Origin of the sequence: Citrobacter telavivensis, assembly GCA_009363175.1 — a bacterium.
GTDB classification, from domain to species: Bacteria; Pseudomonadota; Gammaproteobacteria; order Enterobacterales; family Enterobacteriaceae; genus Citrobacter_A; species Citrobacter_A telavivensis.
The window spans coordinates 2,785,943-2,808,057 of the sequence record CP045205.1 but is presented as its reverse complement, the minus strand read 5'-3'; the positions used below and the strand labels follow the sequence as shown (position 1 = coordinate 2,808,057).

Genomic DNA, 22,115 nt, shown 5'->3' with positions numbered 1-22,115 from the left:
TCCTTTTCTCAGCGCATTGACCCGGTTTTTACTGGTCATGCTACTGAGATTCATTCTTTTCCGGGAAGTTTCTTCCAGGCTACGTTGTTACGTAAATAAACCGGTTCAGCGTGCTCGACCGCCACGGTTTTGCCGTCGGCGAACATCTGACAGGCGATCGGCAGCATATCTTCCGCCGCTGGCAGCAGGACGTCACCGTCACGCAGCGTCGATTTGCTCTCTTTACCGAGTTCAGGCCAGGCAGGCCAACCCGTCCCGACGGTCACCCAGTCACCGGAAAGCTGTTGTAAACGTTCGGACACCTGCTCAGGTTTCAACACGGCCTCCGTCTCTTCACCGTGCCAGACGCCATGTTCATCGCGCTGATACTCGGCCCAGTAGACCTCACCCATTCGCGCGTCAATGGCCGCCAGGACACGGGTAGCACCGGTTTTACGCCACGCGCCCTGCGCCATCGTCATCAGCGTGGAGACGCCAATCATCGGCAGGTCTGCACCTAACGCCAGCCCCTGGGCAATGCCAATCCCAATGCGCACACCGGTGAAACTACCCGGTCCACGCCCGTAGGCCAGCGCATTAAGTTCCGTCAGAGAGGTGCCGTTAGCGGCAAGGATATCCTGCACCATTGGCAGGATGCGTTGAGTATGTTCTCGTGGGCAAAGCTCAAAATGAGCAGAGTGAGTACCGTCGTTCCACAGAGCCACAGAGCAGGCTTCTGTGGCGGTATCAATAGCCAGAATTCGCATGAGTCTTCGTGCTTAGATCAATAAAATGGCCCGCATCTTACCATACTCCGTAACAGATTACTCGGAGGATGGTATCGCGAGGAATCGCACGGCACGGGCGATATCCCGGGTGCGCGGTGCCGGTGGCAGACTGGCAAGAAACGTGGCGCCGTAAGGTCGCATCACCAGCCGGTTATCACAAATCACCAACACGCCGCGATCGTCAGCATCACGGATCAAACGCCCAACTCCCTGCTTTAGCGTAATCACCGCGTCGGGCAGTTGCACTTCATCAAACGGGTCGCCACCGCGTAAGCGACAATCTTCCATCCTCGCCTTCAGCAGCGGATCGTCCGGCGACGTAAACGGCAGTTTGTCGATGATCACCAGCGACAGCGTATCGCCGCGCACGTCCACCCCTTCCCAGAAGCTACTGGTCGCCACCAGCAGGGCATTTCCCGCACTGACGAACTGTTGTAGCAGTTGGCCTTTGCTGGTTTCCCCCTGCAGCAGTACCGGAAGCGTCATGGTGGCGCGGAACTGTTCAGCCAGATCGCGCATCATCGCGTGCGAGGTACAGAGCATAAAGCAGCGCCCGTTGTTCGCCTCGATGATCGGTCTTAACATTGCTGCCAGCTGTCGCGCCGCGCCCGGCTGATTGGTTTGCGGCAGATAGCGCGGCACGCAGAGCAGCGCCTGGCGGGTGTAATCAAACGGGCTCGGCAGCAGCATCGATTCCGCCTCGTCGATCCCCAGACGCGCCGTAAAGTGATGGAGGTCGTCATTCACCGACAGCGTTGCGGAGGTGAAAATCCAGCTCCCCGGCTTCTGTGCCATCACCTCTTTGAACTTATCCGCCACCGTCAGCGGGGTCAGCGCGAGGGTGAAATTGCGCGAGGTACATTCATACCAGTAGCTGTAGCCGGGTTGGTTGATCTCTTTCAGCCGCTTAAGACGTGCGCGATACAACGTGGCGCGCTCAAACGCGGCATCGAGCAATGCCGAACGTCCGAGGGACAATTTCGCCACGTCATAACACAACTCCAGCGTGTCATCGAGCAGTAAAAAAGCCCGCTGCACCCGCGGATCGGCCAGCAGTTCACGCAGGTTGCCGCGATATCCCGGTTCGCCCAGTTGCAAACGAAAATCCTGCGCGCTTTGCGCCAGACGGTCGGCGCATTTCTGTAACTGCTGGGTATCTTTCAGTTCGGTACGATAGGCAATGGTGATGTCCTTCGCCAGATCCATGAGCTGACGGCTGGAGAGCGACTGACCAAAATACTGGCTGGCGATATCCGGTAGCTGATGGGCTTCATCGAAAATCATCACCTCCGCTTCCGGGATCAGTTCACCGAAACCGCTCTCTTTGACCACCATATCGGCCAGAAACAGATGGTGGTTCACCACCACCACGTCTGCGTCCATCGCCTTTTTACGCGCTTTCACCACAAAGCAATCTTTATACAGCGGGCAGTCGCTGCCGAGACAGTTGTCGTTGGTACTGGTGACCAGCGGCCAGGCCTGAGAATCCTCGGCTACGCTGACGCAGGTGCTGATGTCGCCATCTACGGTCTGATTCGACCACGACCGCAGCAGGATCACATCGCTTAAGGTCTGAACGGGGAGATCGCCGCCCGCCAGCGCCTGTTGTTCGAGGCGCTCCAGGCATAAATAGTTTGAACGTCCTTTCAACAGGGCCAGTCTTCCGGTGTACTTCAGCGCTTTAGCCACCGTCGGCAGATCGCGACTATAAAGCTGATCCTGCAGCGCCTTCGAACCGGTCGAGATAATCACTTTCTTTTTTGCGCGCAGCGCCGGTGCCAGATAGGCGTAGGTTTTCCCCGTCCCCGTTCCGGCTTCGACCACCAGAGGCTGTGATTTTTGAATGGCCTGAGCGACGGCCACCGCCATCTGCCGCTGCGGTTCGCGCGGTTTAAATCCCGGTATCGCTTTAGCCAGTTGACCGTCTGGTGCAAAATCGTCCGTCACACTACCCCCTGTTGATTTGAACAGGGATTATGTCAGGCCGCAGCGGCTTACGCCAGTTGAAGAGATGACGAGGCCCTGACAATATGGCAGTCTTGCCATTTTATGCAGAACGTTAAGAGGAAGGCTTTATGACTATCATCCGTATCGATGCCGAAGATCGTTGGTCTGACGTGGTTATCCATAACAATACGCTCTACTACACTGGCGTACCGGCAAACCTCGATGCCGACGCCTTTGAGCAGACCGCTAACACGCTGGCGCAGATTGACGCCGCGCTGGAACAGCAAGGCAGCAGCAAATCACGCATTCTGGATGCCACCATTTTCCTCGCCGATAAGAACGACTTTGCGGCGATGAACAAAGCCTGGGACGCCTGGGTTGTAGCCGGTCATGCGCCGGTACGCTGCACGGTTCAGGCTGGGTTAATGAACCCAAAATACAAAGTTGAGATTAAGATAATCGCCGCGGTGTAAGCCGGGGTTACTCATCTTCTTCATCTTCAAAACGCGCCACAATCCGCTCGCCGGTATGAGTGGCGCGCAGTTCTCCTGCCACTAAGACAATCGCCTCGCCGCTGCTCATTCCCTGTGACATGAGCTCCTGAATACGCTCAACCGCTTTCTGTTGCTGCTCATGACTGAGTGAAGGTAAACCTGCAAACATCGTTAACTCCTGCTAAATTGTCAGCGCTAATTATTTCATGCAACCCGGAACATAGCCAGTACAGTCAGGATCAATGAAGACGTTATCTCCCGCTATTATCACGCTCCCCTGGCGCCAGGACGCCGCCGAACATTATTTCGCGCCAATAAGTCATCTGCCGTGGGCGATGCTGCTGCATTCCGGTCACGCGGATCACCCGCATAGCCGCTTTGACATCGTGGTGGCCGATCCGGTTTGCACCGTGAAGACGCACGGCGAGACCACACAGGTTTGCGATGCGCAAGGCTGTCGTCTTACTCACGACGACCCGCTGGCGGTATTGCAAAGCGCGCTGACTGCGCTGAACCTCCAGCCGCCGGTCAACGCCGATATACCGTTCCAGGGCGGCGCGCTGGGGTTATTCGGCTACGATCTGGGACGCCGCTTCGAAATCCTGCCCAGCCATGCCCGGCAGGATATCGCGCTGGCAGACATGGCGATCGGCCTCTACGACTGGGCACTCATTGTCGACCACCAGCGCCAGACCGTGACCCTGATCAGTCATTCGGACGTCCAGAAAAGACTCGCCTGGCTCGAAAGCGAGCAATCCCCTGTACGTGCGCCGTTCAGGTTAACCGCAGACTGGCGCTCGAATATGACGCGTGAACAGTATGGCGAGAAATTCCGCCAGGTACAGGCGTATCTGCACAGCGGCGACTGCTATCAGGTCAATTTGGCCCAGCGTTTTCAGGCGTCTTATCAGGGTGATGAGTGGCTGGCCTTTGAGCGATTGAATCAGGAGAACCGCGCCCCGTTCAGCGCATTTTTACGCCTGGATGAAGGCGCTATTCTGAGCCTGTCGCCAGAACGGTTTATTCTTCTGGCCGACGGCAACATTCAGACTCGCCCGATTAAAGGCACCCTGCCGCGACTCCCACAGGAAGAGGCAGACCGGGAGCAGGCGCAGAAACTGGCGAACTCACCGAAGGATCGGGCGGAAAATTTAATGATTGTCGATCTGATGCGTAACGACATTGGCCGCGTGGCAGTGCCCGGTTCAGTGAAAGTACCGGAGTTGTTCGTCGTCGAACCCTTCCCGGCGGTGCATCATCTGGTCAGTACCGTGACCGCGCGGTTACCGCCCACACGGCATGCCAGCGACCTGCTCCGCGCCGCGTTTCCGGGCGGTTCGATTACCGGGGCGCCAAAGGTGCGCGCAATGGAAATTATTGATGAACTGGAGCCCCATCGGCGCAACGCCTGGTGCGGCAGCATCGGTTATCTGAGCGTCTGCGGCAATATGGATACCAGCATTACCATCCGCACCCTGACCGCCGTGGCCGGTCAACTGTACTGTTCCGCTGGTGGCGGCATCGTGGCTGATAGCGAGGAACAGGCGGAATATCAGGAAACCTTTGATAAAGTTAATCGTATCCTGCAACAACTGGAGAACTAAAACGTGGATAACAAGAGCCTGACGTTGGATGATTTTTTATCGCGCTTCCAACTTTTGCGCCCGCAGATTAATCGCGAATCGCTGAACCTGCGACAGGCCGCCGTGCTCATTCCCGTGGTTCGCCGGCCACAGCCGGGACTGCTGTTGACCCAGCGTTCAGTGCATTTACGCAAACATGCCGGTCAGGTGGCCTTCCCCGGCGGCGCGGTTGACAGCACCGATGCCTCGCTCATCGCCGCCGCGCTGCGTGAAGCAGAAGAAGAAGTGGCGATCCCGCCAGAAGCCGTTGACGTGATCGGCGTACTGCCGCCTGTTGACAGCGTGACCGGGTTCCAGGTCACGCCGGTGGTTGGCATTATCCCGCCCAATCTGCCTTACCGTGCCAGCGAAGATGAGGTTTCTGCAGTCTTTGAAATGCCGCTGGCGCAGGCGCTGCATTTAGGCCGCTATCATCCGCTGGATGTCTGGCGTCGCGGTGATTCGCATCGCGTGTGGCTTTCATGGTATGAGCATTATTTCGTCTGGGGCATGACCGCCGGAATTATTCGTGAACTGGCACTACAAATTGGCGTGAAGCCCTGACTATACTTATCTTTACGCGCTGACGACACAACCTGAAGCTCCCGTCACAACATTAGTAAAAACGCGGTTACCCATTAGTTTAATTCATGTGAATAGTTAAGCCGATCCCCGCGTTCCCTCTTACACTATGCGCAGTTATTACATCGTTTCTGGAAGTTTCCAGTCACCCTGTCAGGAGTATTATCGTGATTAGTCTATTCGACATGTTTAAGGTGGGGATTGGTCCCTCATCTTCCCATACTGTAGGGCCTATGAAGGCGGGTAAACAGTTCGTCGATGACCTGGTCGAAAAAGGATTACTGGATAGCGTTACTCGTGTCGCCGTTGACGTGTATGGTTCACTGTCGCTCACGGGTAAAGGTCACCACACCGATATCGCCATTATTATGGGTCTGGCAGGTAATGAGCCCGCCACCGTGGATATTGATAGTATCCCTGGTTTCATCCACGACGTTGAGACGCGCGGTCGCCTGCTGCTGGCACACGGTCAGCACGAAGTAGATTTCCCACAAAACGACGGCATGCGTTTTCATAACAGCAACCTGTCGCTGCACGAAAACGGCATGCAGATCCATGCGTATAACGGCGATGCCGTCGTTTACAGCAAAACCTACTATTCCATCGGCGGCGGTTTTATCGTCGATGAAGAGCATTTCGGTCAGGATGCAGCGAATGAGGTGAGTGTCCCTTATCCGTTCAAATCCGCAACCGAGCTGCTGGAGTACTGTAACAGCACCGGCCTCTCTCTTTCCGGACTGGCGATGCAGAACGAGCTGGCATTACACGACAAGAAAGAGATTGAAGAGTACTTCGGTCACGTCTGGCAGACCATGCAGGCCTGTATCGATCGCGGCATGAATACCGAAGGCGTTTTACCGGGCCCGCTGCGCGTCCCGCGTCGTGCCTCTGCGCTGCGTCGGATGCTGGTTTCCAGCGATAAGCTCTCTAACGACCCGATGAATGTGATCGACTGGGTGAACATGTTCGCCCTCGCCGTCAACGAAGAGAACGCGGCGGGCGGTCGTGTGGTCACCGCGCCGACCAACGGTGCATGCGGTATCGTGCCAGCCGTGCTGGCCTACTACGATCACTTTATTGAATCCGTCAGCCCGGATATCTATACCCGCTACTTCCTGGCGGCGGGCGCTATTGGCGCGTTGTATAAAATGAATGCCTCGATTTCGGGTGCAGAAGTCGGCTGCCAGGGCGAAGTCGGTGTGGCCTGTTCAATGGCAGCGGCCGGTCTGGCAGAACTGCTGGGGGCAAGCCCGGAGCAGGTGTGCGTCGCCGCTGAAATTGGCATGGAACATAACCTGGGACTGACCTGCGATCCGGTTGCGGGTCAGGTACAGGTGCCGTGCATTGAACGTAATGCGATTGCCTCTGTTAAAGCGATCAACGCCGCGCGGATGGCGATGCGTCGTACCAGCGCGCCGCGCGTCTCACTGGATAAAGTCATCGAAACGATGTACGAAACCGGTAAGGACATGAATGCCAAATACCGCGAAACCTCGCGCGGTGGTCTGGCGATCAAAGTTCAGTGTGACTAAACCAGTCACCCTGCGCCACTAATACCTCACGCTCGCCCATCTGCAACGGATGGGCGAAATTTGCCCCCTTCCTCGTCTGTTCGCCATTTCCCCACTACACTTGCTCTGTTACGGTTGGCTTTTGTGGCTGACGGTTATCAGGTGGCCGCATGCAGACAGCACAACGGATCATAAATAAATATCGTCGCAATCGTTTTATTCTCTGTACTCTTTGTGCGCTTGTTACGCTCATCCTGACCCTGAGCGTCCGATTTATTTCGGAGCGGAATTTAAATCACCACCACACGGCGACCTTTGCCTCCCGGGCGGTCGCCACGCTCGATGAAGTACTGCGTCCGTTGCAAAATGGCCGCGATATTCTGTTGCCGCTGATTGGTCTTCCCTGTTCCGTTACGCATCTTCCACTGCGCAAACAGGCCGCCAGACTGCAAACGGTTCGCGCAATCGCCCTGGTCCAGCGCGGTATACTCTACTGCTCCAGCGTCTTTGGCTATCGCAATATCCCGGTTCACCAACTCCAACCTGAACTACCCACCGCAAATGCGCAGCTGCTGCTGTCCACCGACCCGCTGCTCATTAAAGGCAGCCCGATTCTCATCCAGTGGTACCCGGCTTCTCCCGACGGTAAGGACGGTGTACTGGAAATTGTCAATATCGACCTGCTTACCACCTTGCTACTGGAACCGCGTAAACCGCTGATTACCGGAGCCAGCCTGACGGTCGGCAACCGGCATTTGATTTACGGGAACGGCGTGGTGGAGACTCTGCCCACGCTCAAAGATGAACAGCGTTATCAACTCGCCTCGCAACATTATCCTTTTACCATTAGCGTGACCGGGCCTGCCGCAGAAGCACTGGCGCTCAAAGCCCTGCCCGCGCAACTGCCTCTGGCATTGATGCTCAGTCTGCTGGTGGGGTATCTCGCGTGGCTGGCCACTGCCAACCGGATGAGCTTTTCCTGGGAGATTAATCTCGCGCTGGCACAACGCGAATTTGAGCTTTTTTGCCAGCCGTTACTGAACGCGCGGACTAAACAGTGCGTGGGGGTGGAGATCCTGCTGCGCTGGAATAATCCTCGTCAGGGGTGGATTTCGCCTGACGTGTTTATTCCTATTGCCGAAGAACATCACCAGATCGCACCGCTAACGCGCTATGTGATAGCAGAAACCATTCGACAACGTCATTATTTTCCCATGAGCAGTCAGTTTCATATTGGCATTAATGTTGCTGCCAGCCATTTCCAACAGGGTGAATTACTGAAAGATCTCGAACAGTACTGGTTCAGTCAGCACCCCATTCAGCAACTGGTGATTGAACTCACCGAGCGGGATGCGCTGCGGGACGTTGATTATCGGATCGTTCGCGAGTTGCAACAGCAAAACATCAAGCTGGCGCTCGATGACTTTGGTACCGGCAACAGTTCGCTGTCATGGCTGGAAAAGTTGCGTCCTGACATTCTGAAAATTGATAAGTCCTTTACCAACGCCATTGGCACTGATGCCGTTAACTCGACGGTTACCGATATCATTATCGCCCTCGGGCAGCGTCTGCATATCGAACTGGTCGCGGAAGGGGTTGAAACACAGGAGCAGGCGCAGCATTTGCGCCGTCACGGTGTGGATTTGCTGCAGGGATTTTTATTTGCAAAGCCAATGCCGCTGCGCGACTTTCCGCAGTGGCTGGCGGGCAGTCACCCGCCGCCACCCAGGCATAACGGACGCATGACGCCCGCTGTGCCTCTGCGTTAGAGGAGATTACTCCTCTTCTTCATGCGCAGGTTGCTCTTTAACAATTCGCACCAGATCCACGCGGTAATCATTGGCGTCGATAATGGTAATACTCAGCGGAGGAACCTCAACCACATCACCCGTACGGGGAATGTGACCATTAACGGCAATCACCAGTCCCGCAACCGTCGCGATGTCTTCATCTTCATCGACCAGATTATCCACTGCCAGCGCCTGTTGCAGAGCATGCAGATCGGTACCGCCTTTGACTAACCAGCCATCGCCGTCAACGGTAATTTCTGGTGTTTCATCAGCATCCGGGAACTCACCGGCAATGGCTTCGAGGACATCCAGCGGCGTAACCAGCCCCTGTACCACGCCAAACTCGTTGGTGACGATAACAAAGCTACCGCGTGCACGACGCAGAACGCCCAGCAGGTTGATAGGATCCAGCGTTTCCGGCACCACAATGGCCGGTGAAGCAGACGCGATAGCCGCTACGTCGACACCCTCTTCCAGCGCCACCAGCAGCTCTTTCGCCCGTACGATACCGATTATCTCATCCAGTTCACCACGACACACCGGGAACAGGCTGTGTGGAGAAGAGAGCAACTGTTCGCGGATCTCATCGACGCTCAGACTGGCATCCACCCAGCTAATTTCACCTCGCGGGGTCATGATGCCGCGCAGCGAGCGCTGTGCCAGCGTCAGAACGCCGTTAATCATATAGCGTTCTTCTTCCGCAAATGCCCCTTCCGGGATCGGAACGGCAGCCTGGCTTTCGGATTCATGCGAGACCGCAGCCTGACGCTTTCCGCCCATCAGACGCAGGATCGCGTCAGCCGTACGCGCACGCAGCGGCAATGTTGACTGATGACGAATAAAGTTGCGACGCGCAATCTGGTTAAACACTTCTATAATGATTGAGAAGCCAATCGCGGCGTACAGATAGCCCTTCGGAATATGGAAACCAAAACCTTCAGCGACCAGGCTCAGACCAATCATCAGCAGGAAGCTCAGGCAGAGCACTACCACCGTCGGATGTTGGTTGACGAAACGCGTCAGCGGCTTGGATGCCAACAGCATCACCGCCATCGCAATCACCACCGCTGCCATCATCACGGGCAGATGGTTCACCATGCCGACGGCGGTAATGACGGCATCCAGCGAGAACACGGCATCCAGAATAACGATCTGCGTCACAACGACCCAGAAGCTGGCATACCCTTTGCCATGCCCGGAGTCATGTTCACGGTTTTCCAGCCGTTCATGAAGTTCCGTCGTGGCTTTGAACAACAGGAAGATCCCCCCCAGCAGCATAATCAGATCGCGACCGGAGAAGGTGAAATCCATGACGGAGAATAGCGGTTGGGTCAGCGTGACCATCCACGAAATAATGGATAGCAAGGCCAGACGCATCACGAGCGCCAGGGATAAACCAATCAGGCGCGCTTTGTCACGCTGCTTTGGCGGCAGCTTATCCGCAAGAATCGCAATGAAGACCAGGTTATCGATACCCAGGACAATTTCCAGGACGACAAGCGTGAGCAAACCCGCCCAAATCGAGGGGTCCATTAAGAATTCCATGACAAGCTCCTGCTTAAGGAATGGTTAACAGGCGATAAAACACGGTGCAGACAAAACGTGTGGCAAGAAATGCCAGACTGGCAGGCGCGATGCGGCCTGAAGGTGAAATGACGTCGGTGACGATCCATACAGCGGGCTAGTGCCCTATACTCCTGGTAAGTTAAACAGAACGTAAACATAACAGAGGCAATGTGTTTTTGGCAAAGATTTACCTTCCTTTGCAAAGAGTTGTAACAGAGATATTTTACTCTACGAAATTTCTCATTGGCGAAAGCTAAATTACGGATCTTCATCACATAAAATATTTTTTTCGATATCTAAAATAATTCGCGGACATCATATGTTTTTCATTGTAACCCTTATCTGAATCGATTCTGTTGCGGACGGCGATTCAAATACATCTCTCACGTTGATGTGTTAACGATAATAAAGGAGGTAGCAAGTGACCATTGCTATTGTTATAGGCACACATGGTTGGGCTGCAGAGCAGTTACTCAAGACAGCAGAAATGCTGTTAGGCGAGCAGGAAAACGTCGGCTGGATCGATTTCGTGCCCGGCGAGAATGCTGAAACGCTGATTGAAAAGTACAACGCTCAGTTGGCAAAACTCGATACCAGTAACGGCGTGCTGTTTCTCGTCGATACATGGGGAGGCAGTCCATTCAACGCTGCCAGCCGCATTGTCGTCGACAAAGAGCAGTATGAAGTCATTGCCGGGGTGAACATCCCTATGCTGGTCGAAACGCTGATGGCGCGTGACGACAACCCGAGCTTCGACGAGCTGGTGGCGTTGGCAGTTGAAACCGGTCGCGAAGGCGTGAAAGCGCTGAAAGCGAAACCGGTAGAAAAAGCCGCCCCTGCCCCTGTCGCAGCAGCCCCCAAAGCCGCGGCCCCGGCAAAACCGATGGGACCGAACGATTATATGCAAATCGGTCTTGCCCGTATTGATGACCGTTTAATCCACGGTCAGGTGGCTACCCGCTGGACCAAAGAAACCAACGTTACCCGTATTATCGTTGTCAGCGATGAAGTGGCTGCAGACACCGTGCGTAAAACGCTGTTGACGCAGGTAGCGCCTCCTGGCGTGACTGCTCACGTGGTCGATGTTGCCAAGATGATTCGCGTTTATAACAACCCGAAATATGCTGGCGAACGTGTGATGCTGCTGTTCACCAACCCGACCGATGTTGAGCGCATTGTCGAAGGCGGCGTGAAAATCACCTCCGTTAACATTGGCGGTATGGCTTTCCGTCAGGGCAAAACGCAGGTCAACAACGCCATCTCTGTCGATGAAAAAGACATCGAAGCCTTTAACAAACTCAATGCCCGCGGTATTGAGCTTGAGGCGCGTAAAGTGTCGACCGATCAGAAACTGAAAATGATGGATTTGATTGCCAAAGTGGGCAAGTAACCCCCTGGCATTGAATGAGCTTTCACACTTAAGGCTGTTATAGCAATAGGAGAAGTACAATGGAGATTACCACTCTTCAGATTGTGCTGGTGTTCATCGTCGCATGTATCGCGGGTATGGAGTCGGTACTCGATGAATTTCAGTTCCACCGCCCACTGGTGGCCTGTACGCTGATTGGTGCCGTTCTCGGAGATATGAAAACCGGTATTATCATCGGTGGTACCCTGGAAATGATCGCCCTGGGCTGGATGAACATCGGGGCTGCCGTTGCACCTGATGCCGCACTAGCGTCCATTATCTCTACCGTTCTGGTTATCGCGGGTCACCAAAGCATCGGTGCCGGTATCGCGCTGGCTATTCCGCTGGCCGCAGCAGGCCAGGTTCTGACTATTATCGTTCGTACTATCACCGTGGCATTCCAGCACGCCGCGGATAAAGCGGCGGAAAACGGTAACCTGACGGCGCTCTCCTGGCTGCATGTCTCTTCCCTGTTCCTGCAGGCGATGCGTATCGCTATCCCGGCGGTTATCGTTGCGATTTCCGTAGGGACCAGCGAAGTTCAGGGCATGTTGAATGCGATTCCGGAAGTGGTGACAGGCGGTCTGAACATCGCCGGTGGCATGATCGTTGTGGTCGGTTACGCGATGGTTATCAACATGATGCGTGCAGGCTACCTGATGCCGTTCTTCTACCTCGGCTTCGTGACTGCCGCATTTACTAACTTCAACCTGGTTGCTCTGGGTGTGATTGGTGCGGTAATGGCCATCCTCTACATCCAACTGAGCCCGAAATATAACCGCGTGGCGGGTGCACCAGCGCAGGCTGCGGGTGACAACTCCCTCGATAACGAACTGGACTAGCAGGTGAGCGAAATGGTTGATATGACTAAAACTACCACTGAGAAAAAACTCACACAGAGTGACATTCGTGGCGTGTTCATTCGTTCTAACCTGTTTCAGGGTTCATGGAACTTCGAACGTATGCAGGCGCTGGGTTTCTGCTTCTCCATGGTACCGGCTATTCGTCGCCTGTATCCCGAGAACAACGATGCGCGTAAGCAAGCCATCAAGCGTCACCTGGAATTCTTTAACACCCACCCGTACGTTGCGGCGCCAGTTCTCGGCGTAACGCTGGCGATGGAAGAACAGCGTGCTAACGGCGCAGAGATTGATGATGGTGCCATCAACGGTATCAAAGTGGGTCTGATGGGGCCGCTGGCAGGCGTGGGTGACCCGATTTTCTGGGGTACTGTGCGTCCGGTGTTTGCTGCGCTAGGTGCGGGTATCGCGATGAGCGGCAGCCTGCTGGGTCCGCTGCTGTTCTTCATTCTGTTCAACGCCGTCCGTCTGCTGACCCGTTACTACGGTGTCGCCTACGGTTACCGCAAAGGTGTCGATATTGTTAAGGATATGGGCGGCGGCTTCCTGCAAAAACTGACTGAGGGGGCGTCAATCCTCGGCTTGTTTGTCATGGGGGCGTTGGTGAACAAATGGACGCACGTGAACATCCCGCTGGTGGTCTCAACCATCACCGGTCAGGATGGTCAGACGCGCGTTACCACCGTCCAGACCATTCTCGACCAGCTGATGCCGGGTCTGGTTCCGTTACTGCTTACCTTCGCCTGTATGTGGCTGCTGCGTAAGAAAGTCAACCCGCTGTGGATTATCGTTGGCTTCTTCGTCATCGGTATCGCGGGATATGCGGTCGGCCTGTTGGGTCTGTAAGACTGTAGTACACTACCGGGGCCTTAACGGCCCCGTTTTTTTTATCTGGAGGAACAAGGATTAATGACTATTACGGACCTGGTGCTGGTTTTCTTTATTGCCGCGTTGCTGGCTTACGCCATTTACGATCAGTTCATCATGCCACGCCGCAATGGCCAGACTCTGCTTGCCATCCCCCTGCTACGCCGAAGCCGCGTGGACAGCGTCATCTTCATCGGCCTCATCGCGATTCTTATCTACAACAATGTCACCAGCCATGGGGCTATCATGACCACATGGTTATTATGTGCACTGGCGTTGATGGGGCTTTATATTTTCTGGATCCGGGTACCGAAGATCCTCTTCAAACAGGGTGGATTTTTCTTCGCCAACGTATGGATAGAATATAACCGCATTAAAGAGATGAATTTATCGGAAGATGGTGTTCTGGTGATGCAATTAGAACAAAGGCGTTTGCTTATTCGCGTACGAAATATCGACGACCTGGAAAAGATATATAAACTTCTCGTTTCCTCTCAGTGAGTTAGAAACATAGCCTGTGCTTTGTTTTTCGCAATTTAATTGTAATTAAAAACATAGCTAAGGCTATAACCCAGGCGTAAAGATGTTATTTATTTTAACGTTCTATCTACCAATAAATCTAAATGAAAATCGTTTTCAATTAGAAGTCAAATAATATTTCTCCGCAGTTGTTTTATATTCTCAAAATATGTTAAGGTTGCGCCGTCATTTGGGGAGTAGCCGATTTCCAGACTCCGGAAATGTACGTGTCAACATACTCGTTGCAAAACGTGGCACGTACGGACTGAAATCTCTTTCAGTCAGGCGAGACCATAGGCACATCAACTGCTATGCATACTGTATGAACGCCTGTGTTCAGGTGTGCATGTTTACTGGGGGCAGTGGTGTGTTTTATGGAAACCCCGGTCAGGACGCTGTCATGAATATCACTGCCACTATTATTCTCGCTTTCGGCATGTCGATGGATGCTTTCGCGGCATCAATTGGCAAAGGCGCCACCCTGCATAAACCCAAATTCTCTGAAGCGCTACGCACCGGTTTGATCTTCGGCGCAGTCGAAACATTGACGCCGCTGATCGGCTGGGCGCTGGGCATGTTAGCCAGCAAATTCGTACTGGAATGGAATCACTGGATTGCCTTCATTCTTCTGGCCTTTCTGGGCGGGCGAATGATTATAGAAGGATTTCGCGGCGCGGATGATGAAGACGATGAACCGCTGCGCCGTCACGGTTTCTGGTTACTGGTCACTACCGCCATCGCCACCAGCCTCGACGCCATGGCGGTCGGTGTAGGGCTGGCGTTCCTGCAGGTCAACATTATCGCTACCGCACTGGCTATCGGCTGTGCCACGTTGATTATGTCCACGCTGGGGATGATGGTCGGTCGCTTCATTGGCCCGCTGCTTGGCAAACGGGCTGAAATTCTGGGCGGGGTGGTGCTGATCGGTATCGGCGTCCAGATCCTCTGGACACACTTTCACGGTTAATCCGCGCGCTGCCAGAGGTGAAGACGAAAATCCGTCTGGCAGTCAAACGTTTCTCTACTCGCCAGGTGTTCCCAAACCTCTGGCTTCGCCCGCCATGCAAAAGGTGTCATCTGCAATAGCGCCACCGCTTCCTTCCCACTCAGGCTCATCGGGTACGCCAGCGCGATATCTTCCAGCAGGTTGAACCCTTCCAGTTGCTCGGTATGCGGCGCATGGAGTCGGACCTCATCGTAAATCAGCCCTTTCAACTCCATTAAATGCCGCGCTCCCGGCGTTGCAGTGAGAACCCATCCGCGCGGCTTGACCACACGCGCCAGTTCTTCTGCTTTACACGGCGCGTAAATCCGCACAATCGCGTCCTGACTGGCATCAGCAAACGGCAGACGATGACTCGATGCAACGCAGAATGTCACCTGCGGATAGCGCCTGGCCGCCGCTTTGATGGCGACCTTCGCCACGTCCAGTCCATAAGTGGTCGCCGCAGGCAGCGCATCAGCAAAGGCGTGAGTGTAATACCCTTCACCACAACCGATATCAAGAATCGAGGCCGCCGACGCGTCGAGGCGCATGGAAAGTTGTTCAACGATGGCGTCACGCAGCGGCTGATAGTGTCCGGCATCAAGAAACGCACGCCGTGCCTGCATCATCTCCGCACTGTCACCCGGATCGCGCGAACGCTTATGCTGCACCGGCAACAGGTTGACGTATCCCTCTTTTGCCACATCAAACTGATGCCGCTGCGGACAGATAAAACTGTTATTGACGTGCGCGAGAGGCTGGTGACAAAGGGGGCAGGAAAACGACATAACAACTCCGGCAGGTGAATTCAGGGCGCAAGTGTAACGCGATTTACGCCCAGGGAGAATCACTTAGCGCACAGGGAATGTCTGCGGATTGCCATGCATTACCAACAGATGACTGGAGTCGGCGGGCATGCCATCCGGTTTGACGTTTTCCAGTCGCAACACATCGCCCATAATCTGGCTAAAAACGGGTGCCGATACGGCACCGCCGTAATAGGCGCCGTTCTGCGGATCGTTAATCACCACCACCAGTGCAAACTTCGGGCTGCTGGCTGGCGCCACGCCTGCGGTGTAGGCCACATATTTATCCACGTATTTACCGTCATCACCGATTTTCTTCGCAGTCCCGGTTTTAACCGCCACGCGATAATCCCGAACCGCCGCCTTCGTTCCGCCGCCACCCGGCAGAGCAACACTTTCCATCATATGTTCTACCTGTCTGACCAACGCTTCGGACATCACGCGTTTGCCGATGACCGGCGGATCGATACGCGTGATGGAGAGCGGTCGGTAAAGGCCAAAACTGCCAATCGTGGCATAGACGTGCGCCAGTTGAAGCGGTGTCACCATCAGGCCGTAGCCAAAGGCAAATGTTGCACGATCCAAATCGCTCCAGTAGTGACGCTGTGGCATCAGCCCCTGACTCTCCCCGGTGAGTCCCAGTCCCGTGGGCTGACCAAAGCCAAAACGCTGATATGTATCCACTAACTGCTGAATGGGCATCGCCAGCGAGAGATGCGATACTCCGGTGTCACTCGATTTTTGCAAAATACCGGTCAGCGTCAGTTCCGGATAAAAACCCACGTCGCGGATGCGATGCCCGTCGAGAAAAAATGGATGGGTATCGATTACGCTGTCAGGCTGCACAATCCCCTGCTCAAGCGCCGTCATGATGACCAGCGGTTTCACCGTCGATCCCGGTTCGAAGGTATCGCTAATCGCTCGATTGCGAAAATCGTCAAGCCCCGCACCATCCCGATTATTCGGGTTAAAATCGGGGAAACTGGCCATCGCCAGAATCTCACCGGTGGCAATGTTCACCAGCACGGCGGCTCCGGATTCCGCTTTATTCCAGCTAACCGCATTGTCCAGCGCATCTTCGGTAACCGTCTGCAGTCGCTCATCAATGCTAAGCTGAAGTTCATGAGCCGGTACAGGATTGACTTCCGTGATGTTTTCAATCACATGGCCGAATTTATCCTTGCGGACCAGACGGGAACCCGGTTTACCCATTAACTGTGCGTTAAAGCTTTTCTCAATGCCTTCAATACCCTGCCCGTCAATGTTGGTAAAACCAATCAGATTCGCCGCGACATGTCCTGCCGGGTAAAACCGCCGGGATTCTTCACGCAAGTTGATCCCGGGCAAATTCAGTCTCTCTATCCACTTCGCCTGTTGAGGAGAGACCTGACGCGCAAGGTAGATAAACCGTGCCGACGGATCGTGGTTAACGCGCGCCGCCAGCGTTGTGAGCGAGAGATGCAGCGTATTCGCCAGCGCCTGCCAGCGTTCGTTGGCGCCAACGCCGCCTTTACTCAACAAGGTTTGCGGATCAACCCAGACCGCATTCACCGGTACGCTCACCGCCAGTGGCCGTCCCTGCCGGTCAGTAATCATTCCGCGCGGCGATGCCGTGGTGACTTCGCGCAACGAGCGCATATCTTCTTGCCTGACCAGGGAATCGGGTTCAACAATCTGCAACCATGCGACGCGTCCCAATAGCATTCCCAGACTCAGCAATATGGCTATACAAAGTAGTGCAAAGCGTAGCGGTGTGAAACTTCGCGCCGTACCATCACTTTTCTTTTTCACCTGTTCTCCGGCAAACATGATATTCAGGTGACTGATTTAACGGGAATAACGGCGGGAAAGCGGGGAAAACTATGCTAATAACATCACGGCTTTGCAACAAAGCGCTAACGAAGAAGGTATTCAGACATACTTTGAAGGAAGATGCATGAAAAAGCCCCGCATCAGCGAGGCTTTAAATCTGAGGTTGATGCGCAGACGCGCTTCAAATCAGTGGTGTCGATCAGATAGCTGTTACGTTAACAGCAGCCGGACCTTTCTGGCCGTCCTGAATTTCGAACTCAACGTTCTGGCCTTCAGCCAGAGTTTTGAAGCCATTACCCTGGATAGCGGAGAAGTGTACGAACACGTCTTTGCTGCCATCAGCCGGAGTAATAAAGCCAAAACCTTTAGACTCGTTGAACCACTTAACTTGACCTTTAATCTTTGCCATTTGCAAAATTCCTTAGAGTGTTTTCTTAGCCCGCAGGCCTAACATAGATAAAACTGAGACATTACTGCTTGAGGCACTAATATAAGGTTCGGCAGAGAAGCGGTATTCAACGACAACGTGTTTACTCAGGACTTCTTTACTGAAAATGCCACACATAAACAGAACTGTACCTCGTTTAACCCAAAACGTGTTATCACATACAACGTTAATTATGGCAAGCCATTTTTAAACGTGTCTCGATCGGTCGCACAAATCTCACCAGTCGACACAGAGTATCTGCACAGTTATGCGTCAATTCTCAAGCCGATATATTCCCGCGTTCTTGCTGAGCCCTTGTCAGACCAGCATCGCAACGGGGACTTTTCAACCATAGCTCAATAACTTCATGACTTCCAGATCATCGCGATGATGAAACGTGGAGTCAGGCCGTTATCACAAATTCTGCTTTGTTATGCATAATTTGTCTCAACACAAAATGGCCCGTTATCATAATAACAACACATTTCGGTCCAACCTGATATCCACTGTTCTTATGCACTCATTTAATGAAAGAATGATGACAATGCACAAAAATAGGGAAAGAAACGTTTCGATTATTATAAAGCCGATCATTCTCACAAAACGGGGAAGTTCACATTATTAACGTATGGAAAAATATAATTAAGTGTGTGCAGACAATAACCAACGGAATGACTCAGGAAGGAACGGATATAGCGAAGAGATATGTAACTGCACTAATAGCGTGCAGGATAATGACCCAGGAAGGAAAGACCGGCGGGATGCCAGTCCATTCGCTTCCTGTTTTACAAAGGATTAACGCTCTGCGACCAGACGGATGATGTCATCATCCTCTTGCGGGTCATTGGCCTTCAGCGATGCCTCAGCCACTTTTTCCGGTTCGTTCGCTTCACAGAGACGACGCAATAAGGCATTTTGTCGCTTCTGCTGATCTAACAACGCTTCAAGCAGCTCAATCTGCTCATTGGTTCGCGAGCTTGCACGGTTGATAAAGAACCACAGCACCAGCCCAACAACCAGAACCCCCACCGATACAATCAACGACGCAAAATTAAGCACGCCGGAATTCACTACTTCGTTCATTTCACCACCTCAATGTAGACGCATCATTTTACCACCGCGCCACAGGAAGGTAATCAACAGATGAAAAAATGATCTCACCAGGGGATAAATTTATTGATGGCGCAAATTCCGCTGAAAAATTGTACATCCTGGTCACACATGATGTTGAACACTTGGGCCCATAGCAACAGGCACACAAGCACCACCACCACCAGAATTATCCATCGAAACTTTTTCACTCCACTCTCCGCATCAACATCTTATGCCACCAAAATATCATGTGTATCTTAAACCAGGACTAACTACAGAGAACATTCGCGATTTTTTAAGAATCATTTACTTGTATCAATGCGCGTAGACGCTAAGCTCAGTCTAACTTATAGAAGAAAAGAGGTCATAATGCGTTTGATTATTCGCGCTATCGTGTTGTTTGCGCTTGTCTGGATTGGATTATTACTCAGCGGATATGGTGTTCTGATAGGCAGTCAGGAGAATGCGGCCGGATTGGGGCTGCAGTGTAAGTATCTCACCGCGCGAGGAACCGCCACCGCGCAATATGTTCATACCGATAGCGGTATCATTGGGTTAACGGATTGCCCGCTATTGCGTAAAAGTACCGTGGTCGTCGATAACGGTTAAGATCCGCCGCCGTGATGACCGCAACGCGTAATCCTAAGCAGGATGTCATCAGGATAAAACTGCCGGCGCGAAAGTCGGCAGTTTCTTAATATCGCCATCATGACGTCATCAGAATGGATAATGGTTGTAACCCATCTGTTCAGAAATTTTACGCGCCGCAGTATGCAGCATCGAAACGTAGTCATGCAGGTTTTCTTCGGAAAAACGCAGCGTCGGGAAGGAGATGCTCAGGCCAGCAATCACGACACCGAAACGGTCAAATACCGGTACGCCAATGCAGCGTAAACCTTCTTCTTGTTCTTCGTTATCTTCGCCATAACCCTGTTCACGAACTTTATCCAGCACGGGCAACAATGCTTCCGTGGTGGTGATGGTGCGCCCGGTACTGCGTTTGTACTCAACGCCGTCCAGAATCTGTTTCACTTCATCACGATCGCGCCAGGCCAGCAGCACTTTACCAATCGCGGTGCTATAAAGCGGGTTACGACGACCGACACGCGAATACATGCGCAGATTGTACATCGAATCAATCTTATGGATGTATACGATGCTGTCTTCATCCAGCGCACCGAGGTGCACGGTCTCTTTAGTCAGACGAGAGAGTTCACGCATCTGGATGTCCGCACTGCGGATAAGGTCAACGTTCTGTAGCGCACGCGCGCCCAGTTCAAACAGTTTCAGCGTCAGAGAATACTTCTCGGACTCCCCTTCCTGCGACACATAACCCAGCGTTTTCATGGTCTGTAAAAAGCGATAAACGGTGCTTTTTGACATCATGACGCGTTGTGATAACTCGGTAATCCCTATTTCGCGCTCTTCACCCAGCGCCTGCAGAATGCCAAAAACTTTCAGCACGGAAGATACAGAATCAGGCTGTTTATCCAGATCTGCGTTAGCCATCTATCACCTCATTACGAGTGTTTTATAAAAATCAGAACGATTTTTTATTATAATTTCATGGTCAGGCGCCCGCAATCCATCTTTGCTAACTTCGTTACAAATCTGCGACATAAAGCCTGAATATCAATGCTAGAATCACTACCCTGATCATATTCTTCGCAGAAACTATCAATCACATGAATAAACCCCAGGCCGACGGCCTGCCGCTTCCGCAGCGATATGGCGCCATTTTAACCATTGTTATTGGTATTTCGATGGCCGTACTGGATGGTGCCATTGCCAACGTGGCACTCCCCACCATTGCCGATGATTTACACGCCTCCGCCGCCAGCTCAATCTGGGTCGTCAACGCCTATCAGATTGCCATTGTCGTCTCGTTACTGTCGCTGTCGTTCCTGGGCGATATGTTTGGCTATCGACGCATCTACAAATGCGGACTGGTCGTCTTTCTGCTGGCTTCACTGTTCTGCGCACTCGCAGACTCGCTGCAGGTGTTGACGATGGCGCGTGTCGTGCAGGGGTTTGGCGGCGCGGCGCTGATGAGCGTCAACACCGCGTTGATCCGTCTGATTTATCCTCAGCGCCATCTGGGACGCGGGATGGGCATCAACTCCTTTATCGTTGCCGTCTCTGCAGCCGCTGGCCCCACCATTGCCGCGGCGATCCTCTCAATCGCCTCCTGGAAATGGCTGTTCCTGATCAACGTGCCATTAGGAATTATTGCGCTAATTCTGGCGATACGATTCCTGCCGCCCAATGGTTCACGCAGCAATAAACCGCGTTTTGATATCCCCAGCGCCGTGATGAACGCACTGACCTTTGGTCTGCTGATCACCGCACTGAGCGGTTTTGCACAGGGGCAGTCCCTGACGCTGGTCGGTGCTGAACTGGCGGCGCTGGTCGTGGTGGGCTACTTCTTTATCCGTCGTCAACTCTCACTACCGGTGCCGCTATTGCCGGTCGACCTGCTGCGTATTCCCCTGTTTTCACTGTCGATAGGGACATCAATCTGTTCCTTCTGCGCACAGATGCTGGCGATGGTCTCCCTTCCCTTCTACCTGCAAACGGTACTGGGTCGCAGTGAAGTTGAAACGGGTCTGCTGCTCACTCCCTGGCCACTGGCAACGATGGTCATGGCACCGCTGGCCGGGTATCTGATAGAGCGCGTCCATGCGGGATTGCTGGGGGCGCTGGGCCTGTTGGTGATGGCTAGCGGACTGTTTGCGCTGGTGCTGCTTCCTGCCGTACCGTCCGATCTCAATATCATCTGGCCGATGATCCTCTGCGGTGCCGGGTTTGGTTTGTTTCAGTCACCCAATAATCACACAATCATCACGTCAGCGCCGCGCGAACGCAGCGGTGGCGCGAGCGGCATGCTGGGAACCGCTCGTTTGCTGGGACAAAGTTCAGGCGCGGCGCTGGTCGCGCTGCTGTTGAACCAGTTCGGGGATAACGGCACGCATGTTTCTCTGCTGGCTGCGGGGATTCTGGCAACCGTGGCGGCGGTGGTGAGTGGTTTACGCATCACACAACCTCGAGCGCAGGGATAAA

Annotated in this window: 23 protein-coding genes; 12 read left to right on the top strand and 11 right to left on the bottom strand. The window is 53.6% G+C overall.

What is annotated here, in order from left to right; all coding sequences use genetic code 11:
* Window positions 1-50: 50 nt before the first annotated feature.
* Window positions 51-746, bottom strand: a complete 696-nt coding sequence (gene tsaB, locus GBC03_15725) for a tRNA (adenosine(37)-N6)-threonylcarbamoyltransferase complex dimerization subunit type 1 TsaB (GenBank protein ID QFS71551.1) — start codon at window positions 744-746, stop codon at window positions 51-53.
* Window positions 747-803: 57 nt separating this feature from the next.
* Entirely contained in the window at window positions 804-2,714 is a 1,911-nt protein-coding gene (locus GBC03_15720; GenBank protein ID QFS71550.1) for an ATP-dependent helicase, read from the bottom strand.
* Between the two features lie 128 nt (window positions 2,715-2,842).
* On the opposite strand from GBC03_15720, the gene GBC03_15715 reads away from it, so the two are divergent.
* Complete coding sequence (locus GBC03_15715) at window positions 2,843-3,187, top strand: RidA family protein (GenBank protein ID QFS71549.1); 345 nt, start codon at window positions 2,843-2,845, stop codon at window positions 3,185-3,187.
* Window positions 3,188-3,194: 7 nt separating this feature from the next.
* On the opposite strand, the gene GBC03_15710 is transcribed toward GBC03_15715, so the two are convergent.
* Entirely contained in the window at window positions 3,195-3,377 is a 183-nt protein-coding gene (locus GBC03_15710; protein ID QFS71548.1) for a YoaH family protein, read from the bottom strand.
* 73 nt (window positions 3,378-3,450) lie between these two features.
* On the opposite strand from GBC03_15710, the gene pabB reads away from it, so the two are divergent.
* From pabB to GBC03_15690, 4 genes are all read left to right on the top strand, one after another.
* Window positions 3,451-4,812: an aminodeoxychorismate synthase component 1 gene (gene pabB / locus GBC03_15705; protein QFS71547.1), complete on the top strand. Its 1,362-nt coding sequence runs from the start codon at window positions 3,451-3,453 to the stop codon at window positions 4,810-4,812.
* A 3-nt stretch (window positions 4,813-4,815) separates the two neighbouring features.
* Complete coding sequence (locus GBC03_15700; GenBank protein QFS71546.1) at window positions 4,816-5,394, top strand: CoA pyrophosphatase; 579 nt, start codon at window positions 4,816-4,818, stop codon at window positions 5,392-5,394.
* 185 nt (window positions 5,395-5,579) lie between these two features.
* Window positions 5,580-6,944: an L-serine ammonia-lyase gene (sdaA, locus tag GBC03_15695; GenBank protein ID QFS71545.1), complete on the top strand. Its 1,365-nt coding sequence runs from the start codon at window positions 5,580-5,582 to the stop codon at window positions 6,942-6,944.
* A 149-nt stretch (window positions 6,945-7,093) separates the two neighbouring features.
* Window positions 7,094-8,692, top strand: coding sequence for an EAL domain-containing protein (locus GBC03_15690; GenBank protein QFS71544.1), 1,599 nt, complete (start codon window positions 7,094-7,096; stop codon window positions 8,690-8,692).
* 6 nt (window positions 8,693-8,698) lie between these two features.
* Here GBC03_15690 and yoaE read toward each other — a convergent pair whose 3' ends face one another.
* On the bottom strand, window positions 8,699-10,258 hold the full coding sequence (gene yoaE, locus GBC03_15685) for a CNNM family cation transport protein YoaE (GenBank protein QFS71543.1): 1,560 nt from the start codon (window positions 10,256-10,258) through the stop codon (window positions 8,699-8,701).
* 442 nt (window positions 10,259-10,700) lie between these two features.
* Here yoaE and manX point away from each other — a divergent pair, with 442 nt between their 5' ends.
* From manX to mntP, 5 genes are all read left to right on the top strand, one after another.
* Window positions 10,701-11,669 (top strand): PTS mannose transporter subunit IIAB, encoded by a 969-nt coding sequence (gene manX, locus GBC03_15680; protein ID QFS71542.1) that lies wholly within the window; start codon window positions 10,701-10,703, stop codon window positions 11,667-11,669.
* 59 nt (window positions 11,670-11,728) lie between these two features.
* Window positions 11,729-12,529, top strand: coding sequence for a mannose/fructose/sorbose family PTS transporter subunit IIC (locus tag GBC03_15675; GenBank protein ID QFS71541.1), 801 nt, complete (start codon window positions 11,729-11,731; stop codon window positions 12,527-12,529).
* A 12-nt stretch (window positions 12,530-12,541) separates the two neighbouring features.
* On the top strand, window positions 12,542-13,393 hold the full coding sequence (gene manZ / locus GBC03_15670; GenBank protein QFS71540.1) for a PTS mannose transporter subunit IID: 852 nt from the start codon (window positions 12,542-12,544) through the stop codon (window positions 13,391-13,393).
* 63 nt (window positions 13,394-13,456) lie between these two features.
* On the top strand, window positions 13,457-13,915 hold the full coding sequence (locus GBC03_15665) for a DUF986 family protein (GenBank protein QFS71539.1): 459 nt from the start codon (window positions 13,457-13,459) through the stop codon (window positions 13,913-13,915).
* Between the two features lie 418 nt (window positions 13,916-14,333).
* Window positions 14,334-14,900: a manganese efflux pump MntP gene (gene mntP, locus GBC03_15660; GenBank protein QFS71538.1), complete on the top strand. Its 567-nt coding sequence runs from the start codon at window positions 14,334-14,336 to the stop codon at window positions 14,898-14,900.
* On the opposite strand, the gene rlmA is transcribed toward mntP, so the two are convergent.
* The 6 genes from rlmA to mgrB form a co-directional block, all read right to left on the bottom strand.
* The gene (gene rlmA, locus GBC03_15655) at window positions 14,897-15,706 is read right to left on the bottom strand and encodes a 23S rRNA (guanine(745)-N(1))-methyltransferase (GenBank protein ID QFS71537.1); all 810 of its coding nucleotides are present in this window, start codon (window positions 15,704-15,706) and stop codon (window positions 14,897-14,899) included. The two genes, mntP and rlmA, sit on opposite strands and share 4 nt — an antisense overlap.
* A 63-nt stretch (window positions 15,707-15,769) precedes the next feature.
* A complete protein-coding gene (ftsI, locus tag GBC03_15650) occupies window positions 15,770-17,515 on the bottom strand; it encodes a peptidoglycan glycosyltransferase FtsI (protein QFS71536.1) in 1,746 nt (581 codons plus the stop codon).
* A 220-nt stretch (window positions 17,516-17,735) separates the two neighbouring features.
* Complete coding sequence (cspE, locus tag GBC03_15645) at window positions 17,736-17,945, bottom strand: transcription antiterminator/RNA stability regulator CspE (protein ID QFS71535.1); 210 nt, start codon at window positions 17,943-17,945, stop codon at window positions 17,736-17,738.
* A 12-nt stretch (window positions 17,946-17,957) separates the two neighbouring features.
* Window positions 17,958-18,101 carry a DUF2627 domain-containing protein gene (locus GBC03_15640; protein ID QFS71534.1) on the bottom strand — a complete coding sequence of 48 codons (144 nt, stop codon included), beginning with the start codon at window positions 18,099-18,101 and terminating at the stop codon, window positions 17,958-17,960.
* Between the two features lie 657 nt (window positions 18,102-18,758).
* Window positions 18,759-19,046 (bottom strand): hypothetical protein, encoded by a 288-nt coding sequence (locus tag GBC03_15635; protein QFS71533.1) that lies wholly within the window; start codon window positions 19,044-19,046, stop codon window positions 18,759-18,761.
* A gap of 74 nt (window positions 19,047-19,120) precedes the next feature.
* Entirely contained in the window at window positions 19,121-19,264 is a 144-nt protein-coding gene (gene mgrB, locus GBC03_15630; protein ID QFS71532.1) for a PhoP/PhoQ regulator MgrB, read from the bottom strand.
* 160 nt (window positions 19,265-19,424) lie between these two features.
* On the opposite strand from mgrB, the gene GBC03_15625 reads away from it, so the two are divergent.
* Entirely contained in the window at window positions 19,425-19,664 is a 240-nt protein-coding gene (locus GBC03_15625) for a hypothetical protein (protein QFS71531.1), read from the top strand.
* Window positions 19,665-19,772: 108 nt separating this feature from the next.
* Here GBC03_15625 and kdgR read toward each other — a convergent pair whose 3' ends face one another.
* Window positions 19,773-20,564 (bottom strand): DNA-binding transcriptional regulator KdgR, encoded by a 792-nt coding sequence (kdgR, locus tag GBC03_15620; protein ID QFS71530.1) that lies wholly within the window; start codon window positions 20,562-20,564, stop codon window positions 19,773-19,775.
* Window positions 20,565-20,740: 176 nt separating this feature from the next.
* On the opposite strand from kdgR, the gene GBC03_15615 reads away from it, so the two are divergent.
* Window positions 20,741-22,114, top strand: a complete 1,374-nt coding sequence (locus GBC03_15615; GenBank protein QFS71529.1) for an MFS transporter — start codon at window positions 20,741-20,743, stop codon at window positions 22,112-22,114.
* Window position 22,115: the final 1 nt, after the last annotated feature.